The organism is Fibrobacter sp. UWT3, from assembly GCF_900230125.1.
Classification (GTDB): Bacteria; Fibrobacterota; Fibrobacteria; order Fibrobacterales; family Fibrobacteraceae; genus Fibrobacter.
Map to the genome: position 1 here is coordinate 743859 of NZ_OCSS01000001.1, position 25043 is coordinate 768901.

Consider the following 25043-nt stretch of genomic DNA (forward strand, 5'->3'; position numbering starts at 1 on the left):
AATGATGCGATTTAGACAACAGATAAAGCCGGTTGGTAAAAATATCGTTACCTGTTGTGTAAAATTTTGTATATATTACTTATAGCGAATTGTAAAAAATTCGTTTCTTGGCGTATTTGGAAAAGATTTTTGATGTAACGAACCCTGTTTTCCAGGAGGCGATTATGTTGAAAGGGATGATAAATAAGATATACTTGGCCGTGGCTGTGCTCGGCCTGTTTGGCGGTGCTTTTGCCGCCAAGGTTGCCCCGCTGTATTTCGAAAATCTCGGAAATGAAACTTCGGAAGATTCTGCTGCCCAGCAAGAGCGCTGGGAAGCTTTGATGAAATATAAGTTGTGGGGAACGCATAGCCTTGATTTTTCGAACAATACGGTTTCGATTGCCGATGATGTGGGCTATAATGGAACTGCTGATGGCAATTTGTTGATGTATTATAATAGGCATCACATTGGTGGCCCGACTTTGGTCGGTGGAAATTTTACGTTTGTGAATTCCGATCATGATACGCTTTCCGCAGGACCGGTGCGTGTTCTTGGTGACCTTCAACTTTCTACGCAAACAGAAAATGTTATGCAAGGAGATTGGTGTGTAGGCGGAAGCATTTTTGACCAATACAGTCCGAATAATCCCAATCCGGCACAGACTAATGTTGGCAAATGGTTAAATCTCGTTACGGGAAACGTTTACAACGATGGGCTTGCAGGGGAGGATGCCAACGCTGTGTATAGCAAATGTCCGTCGTCTGTTCCTGAGTTGGAAACAATGATGGCTGTTCCCGAATGGCCGGAGCCTGCCACGTTGGAGGGGCTTGATGCAATAGCGATGAACAGTAACTATCCGAAGGAAGTTGCCTTTATTCACGTTCCTCCTGATACTGTTGAAACGAATGAATATGGAACCTATGATAAGTACATCACCAATTTCACAATAGGTGGAAGCACCGGAAAGGTTCTTTATATCTTGATGCCTCCGGGAGGCAAGTTGACGCGTATTTATTCCCAAAACGGCTACAATTTCAGCAATTCCGCGAATGATATGAAAATCGTCGTGGCGTATGTAGAACCTGGATTGACCTTTGATCGCACTACGATGAAGTGGGATGTCGCTGAACCTGCCTCTAAGACGGGTTATCCGGATCAACCTGCGAATGGTTCTTATTGGGAATTCCTGGATGATGCGAAAATCCATGTGCTTTCAAATAAGGAGTATGCGGGTAATCTTCTGTTCTATACAAAAGAAAGTATTGATTGGAACTATTGGGTGAGTGCTAGTTTCCAGGGCTCCTGGATTTCTAAGGGTACAATCAAGGTGGGTGGTCACTTCAAGCTGGCCGGTCAGGTCATTGCGAACAATTTGAAATTTGACGCTGATATTACGGGCGATTTCCGTTACGTGCCGTTTGACCCACCCATACTGAATATTGACCCGGAAGTGCTCCAGAATGGCGCTTTCCCCGAAAACAATGACGATGCTGTAATCCCGATATCGCTAGATACGGTTTCGCTCACGACAGTCAAATTCAATTACTGCTTTGACTTGAATCCGTCGCTTTCGACTGCGGGTGCAGCCGACTTCCAGAAGACTACGAAGTCGAAATTCCCGATTTGCGAATGGCGCGATACAACCTGGACCTATGAGTATGAAGAAGACGGCGTGACGAAGACGGATAGTACGGCTAATGTTACCGTGACTAAGGATTCCGGCTATGTAGAAATCGCGGCTGGCGATTTGGTCCCTGCCGATGCGTATAAGGCGTACTTGCACGTGCTCATTGATGGACTTGACGAAGGTGAAGAATATCTGCACATGAAAATATTCAACCTCGCGGGAGCAGTGCTCCCGGGCAACTTGCTTGAAGGTCACTTCACGCTGAAAATAGTGGATTCGAACAACCCGCCGGTTGCTGGTGCTTCTAGCGTGACGGGTACCGAAGACGTGGCATACACCTTCAAGAAGAGCGACTTCGCGTACTCTTCGAGCAAGGGCTATGCGGAAACGGGTGTGGTAGTAGCGACGCTCCCGAACAAGGGTACTTTGACTTACAAGGGCGGCAATGTTACCGCGGGCCAGTTCATTCCGGTGGATTCCATCGGCGACCTCAAGTACACGGGCAAGAAGGATGATTTCGGGACTCCTGCTACCACGTTCCAGTTCAAGGTTCGTGACGTGATGAACTCCACCTCGGGTGCCGCTATCATGACGGTAAATCTTGCTGCGGTCAACGATCCTCCGAGTGCTACGGCGAGCGAATTTACGGTTGCCGAAAATTCTGCAGTCGGTGCAAAAGCGACCGGGTCGCTCGTCGTGAAGGATGTGGATGACAATGCGTTTGTCTATACCCTGGTGGGCGGTGCTACCGACATATTCCAGATAAACTCTTCTACGGGCGAGATTACCGTCAAGAAGGCCGTTCTTGACCACGAAACAAAATCGACATACACGGTGACGGTGCATGTGCGTGACATGGCTTCAACGACGACGCTTGCCGATACGCTTTCGTACAATGTCGCTGTGACGATTCGCGTGACGGACGTGAACGAAAAGCCTACCATTGTGGATGCGAACCTCAAGGTTCCTGAAATCTGCGATTCCGGTACGGTTGTCGGTCCGGTTGTCGCTACGGAACGTGATACGGCTGCTGCGTTCACGAAACTTACTTACACGATTGTCGAGAGCGGCGTGCCGTTCGTGATGGATTCGAACATCGTCAAGGTGAAGGATCCGAGCAAGCTGGATTATGAGACGGATTCCGTGCTCACGTTCCATGTGGTGGTGAACGACGGTCAGTACACCGATACTGCGGTCGTGACGGTGAAACTCACCGACGTGAACGAACCTCCTCACTTTGGGGACAACATTCCTGTGCTCACGGTGGACGAAAACGCTCCTGCCGACACTCATGTTGGCGTAGTGACTGCAAGTGACGTGGATGGTACGGAAAACCTGACGTATTCCATTATCGATGAAACGGGTACGTTCAAGATCGTTCCTTCTACGGGCGAAATCAAGGTCATTGCCGATAGCACCATCGATTACGAAACCAAGGCCACGTACACGGTGAAGGTGGTGGTGACGGACAAGGATGGCCTTACCGATACGGCTACCGTGACCATCAAGGTGAACGACGTGAACGAGGCGCCTTCTATCGAGGATGCCGTGTTCGCGATTGACGAAAATTCCCATAAGGGCGATTCCGCGGGTGCTGTCACCGCGTCTGACCTTGATACTGCATCGCAGTTCCGCATCCTCACTTACGCGATTATAGAGACGGATGTGCCGTTTGAACTGGATTCTAACATCATCAGGGTGAAGGAATCCGGCACGCTGGATTACGAGACGGATTCCGTGTTTACGTTCCATGTGGTCGTTACCGACCAGGACGGTCTCTCTGATACCGCCACCATTACGGTGAACCTCAACGATACGCCGGAACCGCCGAAGTTTGACGACAAGACTCCCACGTTCGCTGTTGACGAGAATGTTCCTGCAGGTACATTTGTGGGTGTCGTGACCGCATCTGACGTGGATGACGACGATACGCTCACCTACAGCATCGGGGACCCGACCGATACCTTCATTATCGACGAAGTTACCGGCGAGATTACGGTGAAGGCCGACAGCACCATCGATTACGAGACGAAGAACGAGTACACGGTGACCGTGGTGGTGACCGACAAGTACGGCTATACCGATACGGCGACGGTGACCATCAAGGTGAACGACGTGAACGAGGCCCCGGATGTTCCGGACCAGACCATCACGGTGAAGGAAGATGCCGTTGTGGGCAGCGACGTGGGCAAGATTGCGGCTTCCGACCCGGATACCGCGAAGGCGTTCAGCACGCTGACCTACGAACTGGTGGAAGATAGCGAACAGTTTAGCGTGAAGGAAGACGGTACGGTCGTGCTCAAGAAGGAACTCGACTACGAGACGGATTCCGTGTACGTGATCAAGGTGCGCGTGACCGACGGAGACCTTGCCGATACCGCCCTCGTGACGGTGAAGGTGGGCAACGTTGTCGAGAAGACCGAACTGGAAATCACCCGTGCCGAGACGAAGGATTCCGTGTGGCTCAATCCCGATACGCTGTTCATCAATACGACAGACCTCTGCATCGAGTGGAAGGCCGATGGCAAGCTCATGGGCCCCGATTGCAACCTCGATCTCCATGAGGGCGAGAACGTCATCGTGAAGGAATACAAGACTCCGGGCAAGGATGTGCCGGGTGTGGATACGCTTGTCGTGTTCGTGAGCAAGCAGAGCCCTGTCGTGACGGTGACGGCGGTTGTCGACGACGGCAAGAAGCCGAACATCTTCACTATTGTGGAAGAACAGCAGACAGCCGATACGGCGTTCTACGTGAATTCCAAGAAGAACGACATTCTGGTGAAGGTGAAGGACCCCGTGTCCGGCGCGAAGGATTCGTTCGTGGTGAAACTTGACCTCGATACGATGAATATCCCGGCGAAGACCTTCACGAGTACGCTCGAGGGCTTTACCGGTGCAGGCCTTACCCTGAACGAGAATCCCGCTTCCGGCGCATCGCACACGCCTGTCAACGACGACAAGGTGGCGGTAAGCTACACAGAGGTTGTGAACGGCCAGGAACTTACTGTGACCTACTACACCGACAAGGATGGGAACATCATCGAAAGTGCCGACGGCGTGAAGGTGATGACCGTTGCCTACGTGACCGAAGTCAAGGGCCAGAAGGTCGTGATTTCGTACAACGTGGATGCCGTGACGGGCGAGGTCGTGAAGACTTCCGGCGGCTACGCGAAGCAGGAAAGTTCTTCCAGCGGTTCGGGCAAGTCTGGCGACAAGTCCAGCAGCTCGGGCAAGTCCGGTGACAAGGATGAGGGCAAGTCCGCTACGTTCGAGAACGCGGTGGTGTTCACCGTTACCTACGACTACGTGGACGAAGCCGGCAACACGGTTACCGTTGCGTATGGCGTGGATGCCGAGGGCAATCTCGTGAAGAACGAGGTCGGCAACCTCGGTTACGAAGTGAGCTACACCTACACGAACAAGTACGGCAACTCTGCCACGCAGTCCGTGTTCATCGTGCTCGACCAGGTCCCGCCCAAGGTGGAAATCCTCTTCCCGCTCGAAGGCGACGTGATCTACTCGAACTTCGTGGACGTGAAGTGGACCGTGGATATCGGCGACGGCCGTGGCGCCGTGGTGCAGGATACCCTCATCACTCAGGGCCTCGTGAAGGGCGGCAACGCCATCGTGCGCTTCTACCGCGACAAGGCGGGCAACGAGGCGAGCGATACGGTGCGCGTTATCATGAAGAACGCGAAGGACGTGGATATCGCTATCGAGCAGGCGGTAACCGAAATCACCAAGGACAAGGTGGCTGAGTACTACGCGACCCACGAACCCGCGGAAGGCGAGACCTACGCCGTTACCATCTACAATTCCAAGACCGAGAAGGAAGTGGAAACCCTCGTGGGTGGTGGATACAAGACCAAGGCCGGCAGCGGCGAAGAACCGTACCCGGGACTCCCGGGACACCTGGGCCCGACTCTCGGAATCGAGACGAAGGTGCCTACGATAAATGCGGTGGGTGGCCTTGCGACCCTCGACGACATCGTAGGTTCTGACGGCCTTGTGCCGCTTGAGGGCGTCGATGCCGAAGAGAGCGAGAAGGTGACTGTGGAAGAGTACGTGCAGCAGTACTGCTCGACGGAATTCGCGGAGAATGTGGGTGCCGACCTCTCGAAGGCGAACCTGTACTCGACAAAGATGTACGTGAAGATCTGGATTTACACGAGCCTCGGGCAGTTCGCGGACTACTACGCGTTTACCCAGGACCTGAACAATCCGGAGTACGTGAACGACGCTGGCCTCCTGACGCTCTACTTCGAGATGAAACCGGACAAGGATGGCAACGTGCGTTCCGAGTCGGGTAGGCTCTATGCGACGGGTGCGTACGTGTTCCGCACGGAAGTCGAGATGAAGTCGACGCTCCGCTGCTCGCTGCCTCCGTTCGTGAAGACGTCTGGCGGCATGGAACCCGAGAAGCCCACGAACAAGGTCGGCTCGGCTCGTTCCGTCAAGGAAGACATGCTTAAGAGCTTCGGCTACAAGCGCCCCAACATGAAGTAAAAGATTAGGGAGGGCGTAAAGTCATCCCCGCTATAGCCAAATGTCATCCCCGCGCAGGCGGGGATCTTTTATTATATAGAGGCCTCGTCCCGCAAAAAAATGTAAAAGTTTATGTTTGTAAATGAAAATTTTACAAAAATATGTGAGTTGTGTCACATTCGGGATGCGGCGTCCCGAAAATCGGTTCGAAATGTTCCAATTTTTTTGCATTCGCTCTTTGAATGTAAGGATTTTTTAGTATTTTTACTCTTGTGTGGGGATTTGGTGTAACCTTATCCTGTGGTGGATAATATGAAGAAGAAAATACTTGGTCTTGTAATATTCCTAATTGGAATAGGCGCTTCATTTGCAATGGATGTGGCTCCGCTTTACTTCGTTGATGCCCAAGGGAACCGTATTGCGGCAAACCTGCAGCAGGAATACTGGAATTATCTCGTCAAGTATAAACTGTTCGGGAACGATTTTGTAAAGACCGGAAACCGCGTTATCATTCACGATGAATCGGGCTGGACCGGATCCAATGGTTATTTTAAAGCTGAACAACCGGATGGGCAGGGAGCGTCGGTTGGAACTCAGTTAGGTGGTCCCATTGTCGTTGCGGGGCAAATAACGACCGGAGATGGTTATAAGTTTACGACGGGTCCTATTCGTGGTGGTTCTTTTCAGTCTGGTCAGAACTGTAATAATTGTTATTATGCTGCTCCTATATGCTTGGATAACACATCGGTTACTGGTGGTGGAACGGCTGGATTCCAGGCACAACCAATTAGTAACTGTCCTGATCAACCGTCTCCTAATACGGCTGTAAGCATACCTCTTCTTGAGTGGCCGGCTTCTCCGACTGTGGCTGATATTAAAATTAGTGCGAATAACGGTGAACAAAGAATCGTTGTGCCTGATCCCGTAGATGGGAGCAAGGCTCCTTATGACATATATATGGATAGTATCCTTACGGGTATTGGCGGTACAGATGGTGCTAAAATTACAGTGAGTATGCCTGCAGGTGGTCGTGTGACACGTATCTTTGTACATCAGATACAGTTGGGAAACCATACTGTTATTCAAATCGTTTATAGGACTCCGCAAGAAGATGGTTCTGTTGTTGAAGTTCCTGCTGAAAAGTATGTGGGTAATCTGTTGTTCTATACAGATCATGACATAAACATTAAAAATACGGACAACAGTATCCTTCTGGGAACATATGTTTCTACCGGAAGGATTTACTTGCAGAGTAACATTAACTTTGCTGGACAGTTGATTGCTAATGAACTGGTAGTTGGTAACGAATTTGATGGCCGAAGCTTTGTTTTTGTTCCGATTGATCCGCCGGTCTTGGACTTGAAGCCTCAGGCCGATACTCCGCTTGAATTCCCTGAAAACGATTTGCTGGTAAAGGTTCCCATTGCGCTTGATACCCCTGCTCCAGCAGATGTGTTCATTGACTACTGCTTTGATTTGCAGAATTCGTCGGCGAAGGAAAGTGACTTTAAGCTGGAAGATGGATATTCGTATCCCAAATCGAAGGGCCATCTGTTCCCCATATGTGGGCAGAACATGGGCAAGGTGACAATCCTTAAAGATGCAAAAACTCCTGCAGATGCTCCTGATGTTAGCGTGTGGATTAATGTCGCTAAGGACGAATTGGTTGAAAGGCCGAATGAAACTCTTCGCTTGAAAATCACGAATATTTCTGGTGCAGTGTTGCCGGGTAATAAGTTGGATGGTTATTTCGACTTGATTATTGTCGATGCGAATGTTGAACCGACTAGCGAAGACTTTGAAATCATTGCAACGGAAGATGAAGTCTTTATATTTGATTCTTCCATGTTCAAGTATGAATCTGCCTTTGATAAGGTCGAACAGGGCGTCGTGATTACGTCGCTTCCCGAAAAGGGGTTCTTGCTGAGTAATGGCGACACGCTTACAAGCTCTGACTTGGATAAGTTTATTCCGATTAATGAAACGACAAACATAGATTTGCAATTCATTGCTGCAAAGGATGAATATGGAGTTTCTCCGGCTTATACTTCCTTTACCTTCAAAATGAAGGATGCGGATAATGTCGTGTCTGAAAAGCCTTACACCGTTACGGTTAAGGTAAATCCGGTGAACGACAAACCGATTGCTCACGATACAGTTTACACGATTAACGAAAATGTCGCTGCAGGTACGGCTGCTGCAGGCAAGATTCGCATGGAAGACGTGGACGATACGAAGTTCACTTATGCCTTTGATACGAACGATCCGAAGTACACCACCGTCAACAGCATATTCGCTATTGATGCAACTACTGGTGCAATTACCGTAAAGAACGCAGGCCTGGACTACGAAGCTCTGAACGCCGATACCACGATGGTAATCAAGGTCATTGTGACTGATGCAGCAATCACGACCAGTGGTTCGGGCAAACTTGCCGATACTTCCGATGTGACCATCAAGGTTGTCGATGTGAATGAGGCTCCGGTTGTTCGTGACACGACCTTCACTGTGGATGAAAACTCTCCTGCTGGTACTGAAGTTGGTACACTGCAAGCGTTTGATCCGGATATCAGGAACCCGCATTTCGGTACGCTGAGCTTCACCATTGTTGAAAATACGAATAGCAGCAATGCAGACGATGTTCCGTTCTCTATCGCACCCGATGGAACCATTACGGTTTCTGTCGATGACGCGCTTGATTTCGAAACGAAGCCCACTTGGGTAATCAATGTGAAAGTTACGGATGGTACGTACACGGAAACGGTTAAGGTTACCATCAACCTCAACGACCTGAACGAACCTCCTGTTATTGAAGACCCTGAAGACGAATACAACGTTGTCGAAAATACAGCGAATAACGTCGTGTTCGCATCTATCAAGATTACTGACCAAGATGCCGCTGATGACAAGGATGCCTTGACGGTGACTTTGACGGACTTGTCCACGGCTTCTAGCGTTGCTGCAACCCAGCTCTTCAAAGCGACCATTGTGGAAAACGATGATCACTCCCTGAGAATCGTTATTTCGGTCAATGATAGCGAAAAGCTTGACTACGAAGCCCTGCTCAAGAATGGCGCCTCGGATGTGAAGTACCCGGTTCGCCTTACGATTACGGACCATGACGGTAATGGTGGGCAGAACGAAGTTTCTGTGGAAACGATAATTCGCGTTGATGACGAAAACGAAAAGCCGACTGCCAAGGACGGAAACTTCACCATTGCTGAAAATTCCCCGGCAGGGACGGTCGTGGGTACGGTTGAAGCCTCTGATCCGGATACGGCCAATGCCGATTTCGGAACGCTCTACTACAGCTTTGTGGAAACGACGGATCAGTTCGTTATCGACCAGGCTACGGGTGAAATCCGCGTGAAGTCTGGTGCCGTACTTGACTACGAAACGACTCCGAACCACAAGATTACGCTGCATGTGGACGTGACCGACAAGCACTATACAGAAACTGCAACGGTTGTGGTGACCCTCACCGATGTGAACGAACCGCCTATCATCATTGATGACGGCCTGGACTACGAGGTGGTTGAAAATACTGCTCCTGGTACAGAAATTGCCCGCTACGAAATCAAGGATGTGGATGCCATCGATGCAAACTTTGCAACGTCTCTGGTGGTTTTCTTGACGGATAACGCTTCGCACACTGTTAAGGCTCAGGACCTGTTTGAGACTGTTGTCAAGACTGAAGGCGGCAAGACCTACGCCGTGCTTCAGGTCAAGAGTGAACCGAACTTTGAAGATATTCTCAACAAGAATTTGGATTCCTTGTTCAATGTGACCATTACCTTGAAGGACCGTCAGGGTGCTGATGGAAGCTTGTCGGTAACTCTCCCGAAGAAGATTACGGTACGTGACATCAACGAAGCGCCTGTGATTCTTGAAACCCCGATTTACACGGTCAAGGAAAATTCCGCTGCGGGAACTTCTGTCGGCAAGGTTGATGCCTACGATGAAGATACTTGGTCTGCATTGACCTTCAAACTGGTGAACATCCAGGGCGAAGGCGATGTGGCAAGCCTCTTCAAGATTGATAACAACGGCAATATTACCGTCGCTGCGAACGCCAATCTTGACTACGAGACCAAGAACGAATACAGGGTAAAGGTTGTCGTGACGGACAACGGCTCTTCGAAGGGATTCACGGATCTTTCCGATTCCGTTATCATTACTATCCAGGTAACCGACGAAGACGAAAAGCCGGGCTTTGACGACAAGTACCCGACATTCTCCGTGTACGAGAATTCCAAGGCCGGTACGAATGTCGGCACGGTGACTGCGACCGACGACGACTGCAAGGATAACACTTGCGCAGCTCTGACCTACATGCTCATTGCCGATACGGTTGCCGCAAACGCAAACGACTATAAGGAATTCAAGATTGATCCTTCCACGGGCAAGATTACGGTTGCTAAGGACAGTACGCTGAACTACGAAGAGAAAAAGGTCTACTACGCTCTCGTGGTTGTTTATGATGGCGATCCGTCCGATGTAAATACATTGAAGGATACGGCCCGCGTGACCATCAATATCAAGGATGCGAACGATAGGCCGGTAATCAAGAACAAGACTCTGACGGTTCCCGAAAACTCGACGGCCGGTACGGTTGTCGGTAAGGTTCCTGCAACGGATGAAGATACGTGGTCCAAGCTTGCTTACAGCCTTGCCGACGTGAACACGACTGACCAGGTGGCAAAGCTGTTCACTGTCGATAGTAATGGCGTCGTCAAGGTCGCGAAGGATAGCACGCTCGATTACGAAGACCGTAACGAGTACCAGGTGCTGGTCGTTGTGAAGGATAACGGTTCCTCTAGGGGATTCGAAGACCTTTATGATACGGCTGTTGTGACCATCAAGGTTTCCGACGTGAACGAACCTCCTGAGTTCATTGACGATGGCAAGCCTGGTTATACGGTGGCAGAAAATACTGCCGCTGGCACGGAAGTTGCCCGTTACCAGATCAAGGATCCGGATGCGGTTGACGCCAACTTTGCGACAAGCTTGAAGGTTTCCCTTGTGGACAACAATACGCAGAACGCCATCCTGGCACAGAACTTGTTCAACATCAAGGTCGAAACGAGAAACGACTCTACCTTCGCGGTGATTCGCGTTGCCAGTGTTCCGGACTTTGAAGCGATTAAGGAAGCTAACGGTGATACGCTGTTCAACGTGACGCTTACCTTGAAGGACCAGAACGGAGCCGCTGGTTGCAACGAGGTTACGCTCGAGAAGAAGATTTACGTCAGCGACGTGAATGAAAAGCCGGATGTTAAGGATGCCGAATTCGCTGTTGACGAAAACTCCAAGAAGGGAGATTCCGTTGGCGTGGTTGAGGCCAGCGATCCGGATAAGTTCAACCCGAACTTCGGTACGCTCTACTACTCGCTGCTTGATTCCACCGTGGGTGCGGCAAGCCTGTTTGATATCGATAGCACAGGTAAGATTACGGTTGCCGAAAATGCAACGCTCAATTACGAAGAAACTCCGGTCATCTACGTGAAGGTTCGCGTGACGGATAATGAACTTTCCGACACGGCACTTGTTACCGTCAAGCTCAATGACGTTGATGAAAATCCGAAGATTATCATTGATGACGATGACGACGGTGACGACGATACCGATTCTCTCTGTGTCGCGTTCTGCGATACGACCAGCCGTGGCCACACCGATGATAGCACCCTTACCGTATTTATCAACGAGAACAGTGCAGACGGCGCTAAGGTGTTTGCCTACGTGGTTTCTGACGAAGACGCAGGTGATTTGGCTAACCTCACGCCGAGCCTGAAGGATAATAACGGGACTGGCGCGGATAGCCTCTTCAAGGCCGTGATGGTGGTTGAAGGCGGCAAGACCAAGTTGGCCGTTATTGTGCCCGATGGCTCGAAGCTTGACTTTGAAAAGGTCAAGCCGCTGCACGAGGTGACTGTGTATGTTACCGACCCGGATAGCCTGCAGGATTCTATTGTCCGCAGAATCCAGGTTATCGACGTGAACGAGGCTCCGACTGTTGAAGATGCCGTGTTTGCCGTGGAAGAAAATTCCAAGAAGGGCGACTCTGTCGGTGTCGTTGTGGCTAGCGACCCGGATGTGCTGAACCCGGCCTTCGGTACGCTCTACTACTCGCTGCTCGATTCCACCGTGGGCGCGGCAAGCAAGTTCAATATCGATAACACCGGAAAGATTACGGTTGCCGAAAATGCCGGTCTCAACTACGAACAGGATTCCGTGTTCTACGTGAAGGTCCGCGTTACGGACAGCACCCTTTCCGATACGGCCCTTGTGACTATCAAGCTCAAGGATACTGACGAAACGCCGAAGATTATCGTTGATGACGATGACGATGGCGACGACGATACCGATACGCTCTGCATTGCTCATTGCGATACGACCAACCGCGGCTCGGGCGACGAACACGGCAAGAATATCTTGACCGTGGGCGTCAATGAAAATTCCCCGACGGGTACGGTTGTTATGGAATACTTCGTGTACGACGAAGATGCCGACGATGTTGATTCGCTTGTCCCGTCGCTGGGCCTGATTGGTACCAATGTGACGACTGGCGTGACTGTTGACGACATCTTTGAAATCAACAAGGTGAAGGATGGTGACCGTTGGAAGATTGTCGTGACGGTCAAGGATTCCGACCTTCTCAACTACGAAGAACTCCGTGCCGCGCAGTCCAGCAGCGATCCTGAACCGCAGTACACTGTGGCTGTGATTGTGTCGGAACCGGATGGCCATAAGGCTGAGCTCAAGGATACGATTATCCGCGTCATTGAAATCCGCGATATGAACGAATCTCCGCTCTTCACTGTGGAAACATGTGAAATTGCCGAGAACAACCAGATTGGCGATTCTCTTGGCCGTGTTGAACACCCGAGCGATATCGACTCGATGTCCAGGATTGTCGACTACTACGACAACCGCTTCAAGCTGGTCGGTGGCGATACGGCCCTGTTCGACCTGAGGTACGACGAGCCGATTGACGGCCGCCCGAACATCACGCTTGTGGCTAAGGTCGTGTTCGACTGCGAATCTGAACCGTACAAGGACAAGTGCGGCCTGGATAGCGCATTCCACGTAGTGATTGATTACTTCGACAAGAACGATACGACCATCAAGATGACGAGGGATGTGCCTATCAAGCTTATCGACGTGAACGAGAAGCCGAAGATCACCACGGATTCTGTGGATGTCAAGGAAAATGTGGAGAAGGGCACCGTTGTTGATACCATCAAGGCTACTGACCCCGATGTGTACGACACTGTGCTGACCTACACTCTGGTCGAAGACAAGAGCGGCTGCTTCGAGGTCTCCGAACGTGGCGTAATTACGGTCAAGGTGGACAACTGCCCGGCTCTGGATTACGAGAAGAACCATGAACTCCCGATTACGGTGAAGGTGACCGACAACGGTACCGACGGCGAAGGCGATAATACCTTGTCCGATACCAAGACGATTATCGTGAAGATTACCGACGTGAACGAGAAGCCGGATATCCCGGACCAGACCATCACGGTTTCGGAAGATGCGAAGATTGGTACCGAGGTGGGCGAAATCGAGGCGACGGATCCGGATACCTCGAAGGCCTACGGTACTCTGACCTACGAGCTCGTGGAAGAAAGCGAGACGTTCGAGGTCAAGGAAGACGGTACGATTATCCTCAAGGATTCTCTTGACTACGAGAAGGATTCTATCTACACCATCAAGGTGCGTGTGACCGACGGCGAACTTTCGGATACGGCGACTGTCACTATCAAGATTGGCAACGTCATCGAAACGCCTGAAGTCGAGATTACGATTGCCGAGACGGTGGATTCGACCTGGAAGAGCCCGGATACGCTCTACATCAATACAACCGACCTTTGCGTCGAATGGGAAGCCCGTAACAAGAAGAGCGGCGCTACGCTGAAGGATACTACCGAATGCATGCTGCTCGAAGAGGGCGAGAACATTATTGTTAAGAAGTTCGAAGACCCGTCGATGGACTTCCCGGGCTACGATACGCTCGTGGTCTACGTGAGCAAGGCTACTCCGGTTGTCTCTATCCGCAAGGCGGAAGACGATGCCAGCGTGCCGAACATCTTCACGGTGGTGGAGGAATCCGCGCAGGCCGATACGGCGTTCTATGTGAACGAACGCAAGAACGAAATCATCGTGACGGTGACGGATCCGGAGTCTGGCTCTAAGGAATCCTTCACGACGAAGATTGAACTCGATACCGTGAGCGTGCCGAAGAAGACCTTTACGGGCACGATGTCCGAGATTACCGACTTTAGCCTTGCGCTTACCGACAATCCGTCTTCGGGCACGAGCCGCACGCCCGTGAACGGCGAGAAGGTTGCCGTCTCTTACACCGAAGTGGTGAACGGCCACACGGTGACCGTGACCTACTACACCGACGACAAGGGCGAGATGATTGCCAATGCCGATGGCGTTGTCGAGATGACGGTTGCTTACAAGGATACTATCGGTGGCCACGAGGTGACGATTTCTTACCAGGCCGACGCTGTTACGGGCGCTGTTATCAAGACTTCTGGCGGCTACGCCAAGCCGGAAGATTCTGCTATCGAAAGCAGCAGTTCGGGCAAGGACGGCTCCTCTTCTTCGGGCAAGGATGACAAGTCCAGCTCTTCGAAGGGCGGCGACAAGAAGTTCGAAAACGAGGTGGTTTACACCGTGTCTTACGAGACGGTTGACGAGGCTGGCAATGCGATGACTGTTTCTTACGGCGTGGATGCCGAAGGCAACATCGTCCGTAACGAAGACGGCAACATCGGTTACCTGCTGACCTACACCTACAAGAACAAGTTCGGCAATACCGGTACGCAGTCGCTGTTCATCGTGCTCGACCAGGTGCCGCCGAAGGTCAAGATTCTCTATCCGACCGAAGGCGAGGTCATCTACTCGAACTTTGTTGACGTGAAGTGGACCGTGGATATTGGCGACGGCAAGGGCCCGATTGTTCAGGATACCCTCATTACGCAGAGCCTTAACAAGGGTGGAAATGTAATCGTTCGCTTCTACCGCGACAAGGCTGGCAACGAAGCTAGCGATACCATCCGCGTTATCATGAAGAATGCGAAGGATGTGGATATCGCTATCGAGAAGCCGGTTACCGAAGTTACGCAGGATCTTGTGGCCGAGTACTACGCTACTCACGAGCCGGAAGACAACCAGACCTTCGCTGTAACCATCTACAACCCGAAGACGGACAAGGAAGTCGAAACCGTTATCGGTGGTGGGTTCGATAACAAGCCGGGTACCGGCGATGAACCGTATCCGGGCCTCACGGGCCACCTTGGCCCGACTCTCGGAATCGAGACGAAGGTGCCTACCGTGAATGCTGTGGGTGGCCTTGCCACGCTCGACGACATCATCGGCAAGGATGGTCTTGTTCCGCTCGAAGGTGTTGAAGCCAACTCCAGTAAGAAGGTCAGTGTTGAGGAATATGTTCGCGACTACTGTACTGACGAGTTCGCTGAGAATGTTGGCTCTGACCTTTCTCGCGTGAACCTCTACAAGACCAAGATGTATGTGAAGATCTGGATCTACACGACCCTGGGCGACTTTGTGGACTACTATACGTTCACTCAGGAACTCGACGATCCGGACTACATGAGCGATGCAGGCCTCTTGACGCTGTACTTCGAAATGAAACCGGATAGGGATGGCAACGTTCGCACGGCTTCGGGCCGACTCCTGGGTACGGGCGCGTATGTCTACCGCACCGAGGTCGAAATGAAGTCCACGCTGCGCTGCTCCGTGCCTCCGTTCACGCAGAACGCAAAGGGTGGCTGGGAACCGGAAAAGCCGTCCAACAAGGTGGGCTCGGCACGCTCTGTCAAGGAAGACATGCTGAAGAACTTCGGTTACAAGCGCCCCGAAAAGAAGTAACCGCAGCAATCGCTGACCTTCAATATTTCTCCCCGCCATGCGCGGGGATTTTTTATTATTGGAAATATGCTTATAGGTTGCCATCTTTCTAGTGCTGCTGGCTTCAAGGCGATGGGCGAGGACGCCCTCTCCATAGGGGCCAACGTATTCCAGTTCTTTACCCGCAACCCGCGCGGCGGGAGTGCAAAACCCTTTGACAAGGCCGATGCCGACGCGCTGGTGCAGTTGATGCGCGAAAACAAGTTTGGGCCCGCGCTTGCGCATGCTCCCTACACGCTGAACCCGTGTGCGGCGGACCCGGGGTTGCGCGACTATGCCCGCGACGTGATGAAGGATGACCTGTGGCGCATGGACCATTTTCCGGGGGCGATGTACAACTTCCACCCCGGGAGCCACGTGAAGCAGGGGGCCGAAAGGGGCATCGAACTGATTGCGGAGCACCTGAACGCGATACTGCGCCCGGACCTGAAGACGCTTGTGCTCCTCGAGACGATGGCGGGGAAGGGAAGCGAGGTTGGCCGTACCTTCGAGGAATTGCGTGCGATTATAGACCGTGTGGAACTTTCGGACAAGGTCGGGGTATGTCTCGATACCTGCCACGTGCATGATGGCGGCTACGACATCGTGAACCGCCTGGACTGGGTGCTGGAACAGTTCGACAAGGTTGTCGGGCTAGGGAGGCTGCGCGCGGTGCACCTGAACGACAGCAAGAACCCGCTAGCAAGCCACAAGGACCGTCACGAGGTCATCGGTGCGGGTTTCATCGGGCAAGAAGCCCTGGTGCGGGTGGTGAACCATCCGGCGCTCCGCGACCTGCCGTTCTACCTCGAAACCCCGAACGAACTCCCCGGATACGCTGCTGAAATCGCCCTTATGCGTAAAAAACGCAAAAATTTATGATTTTTTCCAAAAAAGCCCCTTGACAACGGACGAGTAAAATCTATATTTGGGGGCGTCTAACAGACGATGCTTCATAGCTCAGTTGGTAGAGCCCGCGACTGTTAATCGCGTTGTCCTTGGTTCGAGTCCAAGTGAAGCAGCTTAGAACCCCGTTCGAAAGAGCGGGGTTCTTTGTTTTCTTTTCTTGTCATCCCCGCTATCATTCTTGTCTTCCCCGGTTTAGTCGCGGTCCTCCTTTTTGTATATTTCATCCTATGATAAAGAACTTGCTTATCGCTATTCTCGCTGCTGCGGCTTTTACGTTTGCGGCAGACCCTATCACGATTGAAGGCCGCCTTACCGAAATCCCGGGCAAGATGCCGAGCAACGACCTCTACAGCTACGTGTACGTGTTCAAGTACAAGGTGCAGAAGGTTATCTCCGGCAAGCTTGACGCGAAGGAAATCCTGGTGGGCGTGTACAACCCGCTTATCGCTCGCGGCAAGGTCAAGGACAAGATGGCCGACAAGAGCAAGGGCAACGTGGGCGAGTTCAAGGCGAAGGCCAAGCACACACTTAAGATTGTGCCGCTCGAGGGCAACTGGGACGGCGCCGTGGAAGACGAGTATTTTGACGACGAATCCCCGCGCTACCTGGCCATCGAGGTGAATGAGTGATTTTTTAGACGAGAGAACGGCTTCGTCTATCGTCTATCGGCTATCGTCTATCGTCTTTCGTCTTTCGTCTAAAATGGTCTTCTCTTCCCAGATTTTTCTGTTCTACTTTTTGCCGACGTTCTTGGTCGGCTACTTTGTGCTGTTCCGTGCCGGGGTCAAGCATTCCGGCCTGAACTTTTTCATCACGATTTTCAGTTACATCTTTTACGGTTGGCTCGAACCGTGGCTCGTATTCCTGATGTTCGGCTCGACGCTCGTCGTGTACGTGAGCGGGCGCTTTATATCCGCGCCTGGTGCGAGCAAGCGGCAGCGTAACCTGGCGCTCCTCGCAGCGATTGTCGTGAATCTCGGCGCGCTCGGGTTCTTCAAGTACTACATGTTCGGCATGGGCGTCATCAACGATGTGGTGGCGAAGCTTGGCTGCGAGCCGTTCTCGGTGATGACGGTATTGTTGCCGGTGGGCATTTCGTTCTATACGTTCCAGTCCATGAGCTACGCGATTGATGTGTGGCGTGGCACGGCCCCTCCGGTCAAGGACTTCGTGACGTTCGCCTGTTACGTGGCGCTGTTCCCGCAGCTCGTGGCGGGCCCGATTGTGCGTTACAATACGGTCGCAGAAGAACTTGCGACCCGCACGCATACGCTCGAGAATTTCGTCCGCGGCATCATGTTCTTCAGTTTCGGTTTTGCGGAGAAGATTTTCCTTGCGAACCAGGTGGGCATCATCGCCGACCGCGTGTTTGCGGCAGACGCTCCGGGCGTACTCAATACGTGGTGGGGTAGCCTTGCCTACATGTTCCAGATTTACTTCGACTTCTCGGCGTACAGCAACATGGCGATTGGCCTCGGCCTGATGCTCGGGTTCCATTTCCCGCGCAACTTCAACGGCCCGTACCGCTCGGGGAGCATTACCGAATTCTGGAAGCGCTGGCATATTTCTCTCACGAGCTGGTTCCGCGATTACCTCTACATCGCCCTCGGTGGAAACCGCGTGGGCAAGAAGCGCCTGTATTTTAATTTGTTCATGGTCATGTTCCTGAGCGGCGTGTGGCACGGTGCGAACTGGACGTTCGTTTGCTGGGGCCTGTACCATGCCTTCTTCATGATCGTGGAACGTGCGAACAACAAGAACGCACTTTACTACAAGGCGCCCCGCGTGGTGCAAATCCTGATTACGCAGGTGCTCGTGTTGTTCGGCTGGGTGCTGTTCCGTGCCGATAACATCAGTGAGGCGTGGCGCATGTGGAAGGCTATGCTCGGACTCATGCCGGTGAGTGCTGCCGACGCCATCCTTACGGCCGAAATCTTTACGCCCACGTGCATCGTGTTCATGGCGGTGGCGGCCCTGCTTTCGTTCTGGAAATTCCGCAGTTTCGACTGGTGTAACGAGGTGAAACCCTGGAAGGCCGCGGTCGCGCTCGGGCTCTTTGTGCTCGCGACACTTGCGCTCTTTACCCAGAGCTACAACCCGTTCCTGTATTTCCAGTTCTAGCGGGATGTTTTGTGCTTTGTCGGATTGATGTCCGAAAAAAAATATTATATTATCGTCATGGTTCAGCCTGTATCGAAAATCAGCATTCTTGAACCCCTCTGCTGGGATTCCAGCGTGAAGGCCGAAGAACTCCTCCCTTTGGTGGAAGGAGACGTTTCCTCGGTTGGTGATTTTTCGCGAGAATCCCTGTTTTTGAGGACTCTTGAACGCGTGCCTTGGCACAACCTGATTGTGTTGTGGAATGGGGCTGAAAATTGTGCCAAACTTTATACGGAAAAGGTACGAAGGGGGCTTCGCAATGGCGACTTCAGACAAAAATACGATTTCGCATTCGGAATTCTACGAGGAGAACCTGTACAAGCTCCAAGATGGGGTTCTGAGTATTGTGAAAAACTCAGACGTACCTTTGTATCTGACCGGTGGAACCGCCCTTAGCCGGGCATATTATCACCACCGTTATTCGGATGATTTGGATTTCTTTGTCAACAGCGACAGCGCTTTTAATCAATATGTTGATATTGTTTTGAAAGCCCTTAAAGAAGAAGGGTATAGTTGGAGTACTGAAACGGGTTTTGTCAAGTCGCCGGATTTCAGGACTCTCGTTCTGAAACATCCTGATTATCAGATGGGGTTGAAACTTGATTTTGTAAATGACGTTGCTGCCCACTATGGCGAAATATGCGATACTGCGCTGTTCTATAGAACTGATTCCGTCCGGAATATACTATCGAACAAAGTTACTGCAATTTTTAGGATGTCGGCAAAAGACATCGTGGATATCCATCGAATATGCTTGAATGAAAAATTTGAATGGAGTCAAATTTTTGAAGAAGTCCGTGAAAAGGAATTAGGTGTAGAGCCGTTGGACGTCTCTCAAATAATGCAGGGGATAACGCAGACTGCATTTGATAATATCAAATGGAAATGCAAACTGACATATGCCGATTTTAAGCGCGATATTGACATAATTGCAAGTGACATGCTTAGCATGAAACTCAATAGCCTGGTTGGGTAGTTCCATCCGAAAAGACAAGGAGTGAGAAAATGAATGAACGTGTCATGAACGTAGCGAAGTGGAGCCGAAATGTCTCCATGTCGATTGTTCTCGGCATATTCCTCGCGGCATGCGGCGATGACGACAGCAGTTTCGCCCCGCGTGACGAGGATTCATCTTCGTCCATTTGCGAAGACTGCGACGATGCCAGCAGCAGCTCTGCGAAATCCTCGTCGAGCGTCACGCCGCAGTCGAGCGATAGCGAGACAAGTGTGTCCAGTAGCAGCTCGGTGAAATCGAGCAGTAGCGTGGCATCGAGCAGTTCTGCAAAGTCCAGTAGCAGCTCGGTGAAATCAAGTAGCAGCATTGCTTCGAGCAGTTCTGCGAAATTGAGCTCGAGTGAGTCCAGTAGCAGTATTGAAAATCCGTGGGGAACTGATGAGGAATGGTGGCCTTTTAGTTGTAACGCTCATGGTGGATGTCTTGAATTTACCGACACTCGCAATAATCGGACGTATAAGTACTTAAAATTTGAAAATAACAATTCTTCGACTTTTATCTATGCAATGGTCGAAAACCTTAACATCGGTGAAATGGTTTGGGGTTTTAAAGACCAGAAAGATGACTCTAAGATCGAGCGTTATTGCTATGATGACGATACGCTCAACTGCTATTATTACGGAGCCCTGTACCAGTGGGCCGAGATGATGCAGCTGCCTAGCGAATGCAACACCAAGAGCTGCGCCGATCAGATTAAGCCGAATCACCAGGGAATCTGCCCGGATGGCTGGCGCTTGATGACTGCCGATGATTTCAAATTTATCATAAACAGTAATGGAAATAAGGATGGCGTAAAGGGAACTCGTTCTACATTTGGGTTCGGTGGTAGTAATGATACTGGTTTCAGCCTTGTCGGTGCTGGAGTGCGTGATAGTGAGGGCAGTTTTGATATGCTGAATGAATATACGGGGTGGTTTTATCCTACAGAACAAGAGGGTAAAGAATATAGAGCATCCGCTGTGGGAATGACTAGTTCTGACACTAGAAAAGATCCTTCTGGTTTTCAATCGAAAATTTCAGGAAGTTCTGTCCGTTGTGTTAAGCTAGAAGAATAACCACAAATTTTCAAAACACCTTCCTGCAGTTTAATGCGGACCCGCAATTCGCGAAGGCCGAAGTGTCTAACAGCCACGAGGCTTTCGCAGTACCCGCTTCGAAACGTTCCTGCGATAAACAGTCTTGCTCCGGAGACACTCTCGTGTTTCTTTGCGGAGAGAGGGCGTTTTGCTAAGCAAACACTCGAACGAAGTGAATGTGTTTGCGTGCGAAATGTCCCTCGAAGCAAACTAACTATCAAGAAGAATGTTCAGATAAGAATTGGAGATCCCCGGTCAAGCCGGTGATGACAATTGGGGGCTGGATCCTTCGCTACGCTCAGGATGACGTTTTGAGATGGAAACCTGCGTTTACAGATAAAGTAAACAATGCGTTAGGGATAGTGACCCCTTGGGGCGGTGCTGTGGCACCGTTTTAGGAGGCGAGCCGGGGACGGAACGCCACGGATTGCCCCTAAAATATAGCCCGACCGCACATATATGGGCGGGAACGCCCAAGAAAATGAAAATCCGGCCTTTTTTTTACTATCTTACCGAATATGAGTGAAAACCCGCAGAATGTAGAAGAGGCCGAGGAAGTCGAAGAAGAACTCCCGAAAGTGGAAAGCAGCGAGGACCTTGCCCGCATTATACAGGCTATCGTATTTGCATCGCCCGACATCGTGACCTTGAAGAAGTTGCGCGAGATTCTGGGCGACTTTCTGGATGCCCGTACCGTATCGGATGCGCTTATCGCCGCGAATGATTCCTTGAACAAGATCAACTCGCCGTTCGAGATTGTGGAACAGGCGGGCGGCTACCGTTTCCGCACGCGTGCGAAGTACTACCCGTGGGTCCGCAAGCTGTTCCCCGAGGCGAACGCACGCCGCCTGAGCCAGGCCGCACTCGAGACCCTCGCGGTGATTGCCTACCAGCAGCCCATCACGAAGGCAGCCATCGAGCAGGTGCGCGGAGTGTCTTCTGTGGATGGCCCTATCAGGAACTTGCTCGACAAGGGCTTTATTGCATTGGGCGCGCGCGCCGAGACGGTCGGCAACCCCTACACCTACGTGACGACGCAGGAATTCATGAAGTATTTCGGCATCAACCGCATTCCCGAGGACCTGCCGCGCCTGCGCGAGTTCAGCGAACTCCTGGAAGCGGGTACGCTCGTGCCGCAGTACGCGAAGCCCGAGACCGCCCCGACGGAGCTGACGCCCCCCGAGGAGAATCCGGAGCAGATTGAACTGTCGATGGGAGACCTGTAATGGCTGTCACCCCGTTGATGCAGCAGTATTACGAGATCAAGAAACAGAACCCGGGCTGCATTTTATTTTTCCGCATGGGCGACTTCTTCGAACTGTTCGAGGACGACGCCGTCATAGCATCCAAGATTCTTGGACTTACGCTCACAAGCCGCAACAATGGCGCCTCGGGAGCAACCCCGCTTTGTGGGTTCCCGCACCATGCCGCCGACCGCTACGTGCCGAAGATGGTGGCGGCGGGCTACCGCATCGCGATTTGCGAACAGGTGGAAGACCCGAAGCTCGCGAAGGGTATCGTGAAGCGCGATATCGTGGAGATTATCAGCGCCGGCACCGCGATGGACGAATCGAACCTGAACGCGAAGGAGGCGAACTACTTGTTTGCCTACGTGCCTGCCGAGAAGGAGGCCGCGTTTGCCGTCGCCGACGTGACGACGGGCTACCTCGCCGTGTGCAGGAGCAGCGTGCAGGCTTTCGAGTGCGAGTTCAGCCGCCGCATGCCCAAGGAAATCGTGGTGCCCGAGGGGGCGGAGATTCCCTCGAGCATCATGGACATGGTCAAGGCGGATAACGTGCTGGTGACGCAGATTCCCGAATTCATGTTCGGGGAGGAGCAGAGCCGCGACGTCCTGTTTAGCCACTTCAAGGTGGAATCGCTGGTGGGCCTCGGGCTCGATGGCCGCGATGCGGAAACGAAGGTCGCGGGTGCCCTGATGGCCTACCTGATGGACCAGAAGAAGTCCGAACTTTCGCACTTTACGGGTCTCGAGATCTTGAATCTCGACGACTACATGACGCTTGACCCGAGTACGCTCAGGAACCTGGAACTTACGCGCCCGCTGAATGCGGACGACTACTCGAGCACGCTCTGCTCGGTGCTGGACCATACGGTGACCGCGATGGGCGGGCGCACGCTCAAGGACTGGGTGAGCCACCCGCTGATTTCTGTTTCGCGCATCCAGGAACGCGAGGAGGCTGTCGCCGAACTGGTACAGAACCCGGTGGCGCTTGACGAACTGAAGGAATCGCTCACGAGCATCCTCGACATGGAACGCCTGATGGGGCGTGTGGGGAGTGGGCGTGCCAACGCGCGCGACCTCGCGGGTATGGGCCGTTCGCTTTCGCAGGCATCGAAAGTGGCCGACGTGCTCGAGGGCCTGCGCTCCTCCATATTCGAAGGGCTCCGCAATACGCTGGAAAATGCGCGCGGGCGTGGCGAGGAACTGTTGGCGCAGTTCAACGAGGACTTGCCGCTCACGGTGCGCGAGGGCGGGATGATTCGCCCGGGCGCGAATGCGGAACTCGACGCAATGAACGCCGACATCAAGGAAAAGCGCGAATGGATTGCCTCGCTGGAAGGCCGCGAGCGCGAACGCCTCGGAATCCCGAGTCTGAAGGTCGGTTACAACCGCGTGTTCGGCTACTACATCGAGATTACCAAGGCCCAGATGGCGAAGGCGACAGGCCCGATCCCTGAGGAATATATCCGCAAGCAGACGACGGTGAACGGCGAACGCTACATTACGCCCGAGATGAAGGAATGCGAATCCATCATCAGCAACGCCGAGGTGAATATCCACGAGCTGGAATACCGCATATTCTGTAGCCTGCGCGACCGCGTGGACGGCTGGCGCGCCGAACTCCAGGAGATTGCCGACGCGGTGGCGAAGGTCGATACGCTCTACAGTTTCGCGCGGGCGGCCCGCAAGTACAACTATGCCTGCCCCGAGGTTTTCGAGGGCTCGGGTATAGAAATCCGCGGCGGTTTCCATCCGGTGATTGTCGCCGTGAACCCGGATTTGGACTTTATCCCGAACGATGTTTCGCTTTCGCCCGATGGCACGCGCCTGATGCTCATCACGGGCCCGAACATGGCGGGTAAGTCGACTTACCTGCGCCAGACCGGACTCATCGTTCTGATGGCGCAAATCGGAAGCTTCGTGCCTGCGGAATCTGCCCGCATTGGGGTAGTGGACCGCATATTTACCCGCGTGGGGGCGAGTGACCGCCTGAGTCGCGGGCTCAGTACCTTCATGGTCGAGATGATAGAGACCGCAAATATATTGCGGAACGCGACTCCGCACAGCCTTGTGCTGCTCGATGAAATCGGGCGCGGCACGAGCACCTTCGACGGGCTTTCCATCGCTTGGGCGATTGTGGAGACCCTCCACGACGAGCCCGCACGGCAGGCGCTGACCCTCTTTGCGACGCACTACCACGAACTCACCGGGCTCGTGGAAAGCCTCGAGCATGCGGGCAACTTCCAGGTGGCCGTGCAGGAGAAAGGCGACAAGCTGGTGTTCCTCCACAAGATTCTCGCGGGCGCCTGCGACTCGAGCTACGGCATTCATGTGGCCGAGATGGCGGGCCTCCCGAACAACGTTGTCCGCAGGGCGAGGAAGATTCTTCTCCGGCTTGAGAAGGAAAAGATTGACCCGAGCGACGGCGCCGTGAAGAAGAAGCAGAAGGAACACCCACAGCTGGACATGTTTGCGCCGCCCGACGAGAACACGCAGTTGTTGAAGGACGAAATCCGCAGGCTCAAGCCCGAGGAAATGACCCCGATGCAGGCGCTCCAGCGCTTGATGGAACTGAAGGAGAATTACGGGAAATAACTGCCGTGCAAGGAGATCCCCGCCTTCGC

The 25043-nt window shown here is 52.5% G+C and carries 10 protein-coding genes and 1 tRNA gene; 10 read left to right on the forward strand and 1 reads right to left on the reverse strand.

The genetic code is table 11. The features are described from left to right. Window positions 1-47: 47 nt before the first annotated feature. A complete protein-coding gene (locus tag CRO08_RS16910) occupies window positions 48-503 on the reverse strand; it encodes a hypothetical protein (RefSeq protein ID WP_176495041.1) in 456 nt (151 codons plus the stop codon). Between the two features lie 261 nt (window positions 504-764). Between CRO08_RS16910 and CRO08_RS03090 the strand changes: the two genes are divergently transcribed. From CRO08_RS03090 to mutS, 10 genes are all read left to right on the forward strand, one after another. Further along, window positions 765-6116, forward strand: coding sequence for a cadherin repeat domain-containing protein (locus CRO08_RS03090; RefSeq protein ID WP_176495042.1), 5352 nt, complete (start codon window positions 765-767; stop codon window positions 6114-6116). A gap of 1254 nt (window positions 6117-7370) precedes the next feature. Further along, window positions 7371-15998 (forward strand): cadherin repeat domain-containing protein, encoded by an 8628-nt coding sequence (locus CRO08_RS03095; protein ID WP_176495043.1) that lies wholly within the window; start codon window positions 7371-7373, stop codon window positions 15996-15998. 66 nt (window positions 15999-16064) lie between these two features. Continuing rightward, a complete protein-coding gene (locus CRO08_RS03100; protein WP_097035003.1) occupies window positions 16065-16898 on the forward strand; it encodes a deoxyribonuclease IV in 834 nt (277 codons plus the stop codon). Between the two features lie 67 nt (window positions 16899-16965). Next, a tRNA-Asn gene (locus tag CRO08_RS03105) sits at window positions 16966-17038 on the forward strand. A gap of 114 nt (window positions 17039-17152) precedes the next feature. Then, on the forward strand, window positions 17153-17554 hold the full coding sequence (locus tag CRO08_RS03110) for a hypothetical protein (protein ID WP_097035004.1): 402 nt from the start codon (window positions 17153-17155) through the stop codon (window positions 17552-17554). Continuing rightward, on the forward strand, window positions 17547-19046 hold the full coding sequence (locus tag CRO08_RS03115; RefSeq protein ID WP_255252223.1) for an MBOAT family protein: 1500 nt from the start codon (window positions 17547-17549) through the stop codon (window positions 19044-19046). The genes CRO08_RS03110 and CRO08_RS03115 overlap by 8 nt, the downstream gene beginning before the upstream one ends. 298 nt (window positions 19047-19344) lie before the next feature. After that, window positions 19345-20061 carry a nucleotidyl transferase AbiEii/AbiGii toxin family protein gene (locus CRO08_RS03120; RefSeq protein ID WP_176495044.1) on the forward strand — a complete coding sequence of 239 codons (717 nt, stop codon included), beginning with the start codon at window positions 19345-19347 and terminating at the stop codon, window positions 20059-20061. A gap of 29 nt (window positions 20062-20090) precedes the next feature. Continuing rightward, complete coding sequence (locus CRO08_RS03125) at window positions 20091-21155, forward strand: FISUMP domain-containing protein (RefSeq protein ID WP_097035007.1); 1065 nt, start codon at window positions 20091-20093, stop codon at window positions 21153-21155. Window positions 21156-21694: 539 nt separating this feature from the next. After that, on the forward strand, window positions 21695-22402 hold the full coding sequence (gene scpB, locus CRO08_RS03130) for an SMC-Scp complex subunit ScpB (protein WP_097035008.1): 708 nt from the start codon (window positions 21695-21697) through the stop codon (window positions 22400-22402). Beyond that, window positions 22402-25014: a DNA mismatch repair protein MutS gene (mutS, locus tag CRO08_RS03135; protein WP_097035009.1), complete on the forward strand. Its 2613-nt coding sequence runs from the start codon at window positions 22402-22404 to the stop codon at window positions 25012-25014. Before scpB ends, mutS begins: the two co-directional genes overlap by 1 nt. The last annotated feature ends 29 nt before the right edge of the window (window positions 25015-25043 follow it).

What these genes read in the sequence shown, in the direction of transcription:
- CRO08_RS16910 (WP_176495041.1), bottom strand. Translation starts at nt 503, where the DNA reads ATGATCGGAATTCACAAACGTAAAATTTCCACCGACCAAAGTCGGGCC.
- CRO08_RS03090 (WP_176495042.1), top strand. Translation starts at nt 765, where the DNA reads ATGATGGCTGTTCCCGAATGGCCGGAGCCTGCCACGTTGGAGGGGCTT.
- CRO08_RS03100 (WP_097035003.1), top strand. Translation starts at nt 16,065, where the DNA reads ATGCTTATAGGTTGCCATCTTTCTAGTGCTGCTGGCTTCAAGGCGATG.
- CRO08_RS03110 (WP_097035004.1), top strand. Translation starts at nt 17,153, where the DNA reads ATGATAAAGAACTTGCTTATCGCTATTCTCGCTGCTGCGGCTTTTACG.
- CRO08_RS03115 (WP_255252223.1), top strand. Translation starts at nt 17,547, where the DNA reads ATGAGTGATTTTTTAGACGAGAGAACGGCTTCGTCTATCGTCTATCGG.
- CRO08_RS03120 (WP_176495044.1), top strand. Translation starts at nt 19,345, where the DNA reads ATGGCGACTTCAGACAAAAATACGATTTCGCATTCGGAATTCTACGAG.
- CRO08_RS03125 (WP_097035007.1), top strand. Translation starts at nt 20,091, where the DNA reads ATGAATGAACGTGTCATGAACGTAGCGAAGTGGAGCCGAAATGTCTCC.
- scpB (WP_097035008.1), top strand. Translation starts at nt 21,695, where the DNA reads ATGAGTGAAAACCCGCAGAATGTAGAAGAGGCCGAGGAAGTCGAAGAA.
- mutS (WP_097035009.1), top strand. Translation starts at nt 22,402, where the DNA reads ATGGCTGTCACCCCGTTGATGCAGCAGTATTACGAGATCAAGAAACAG.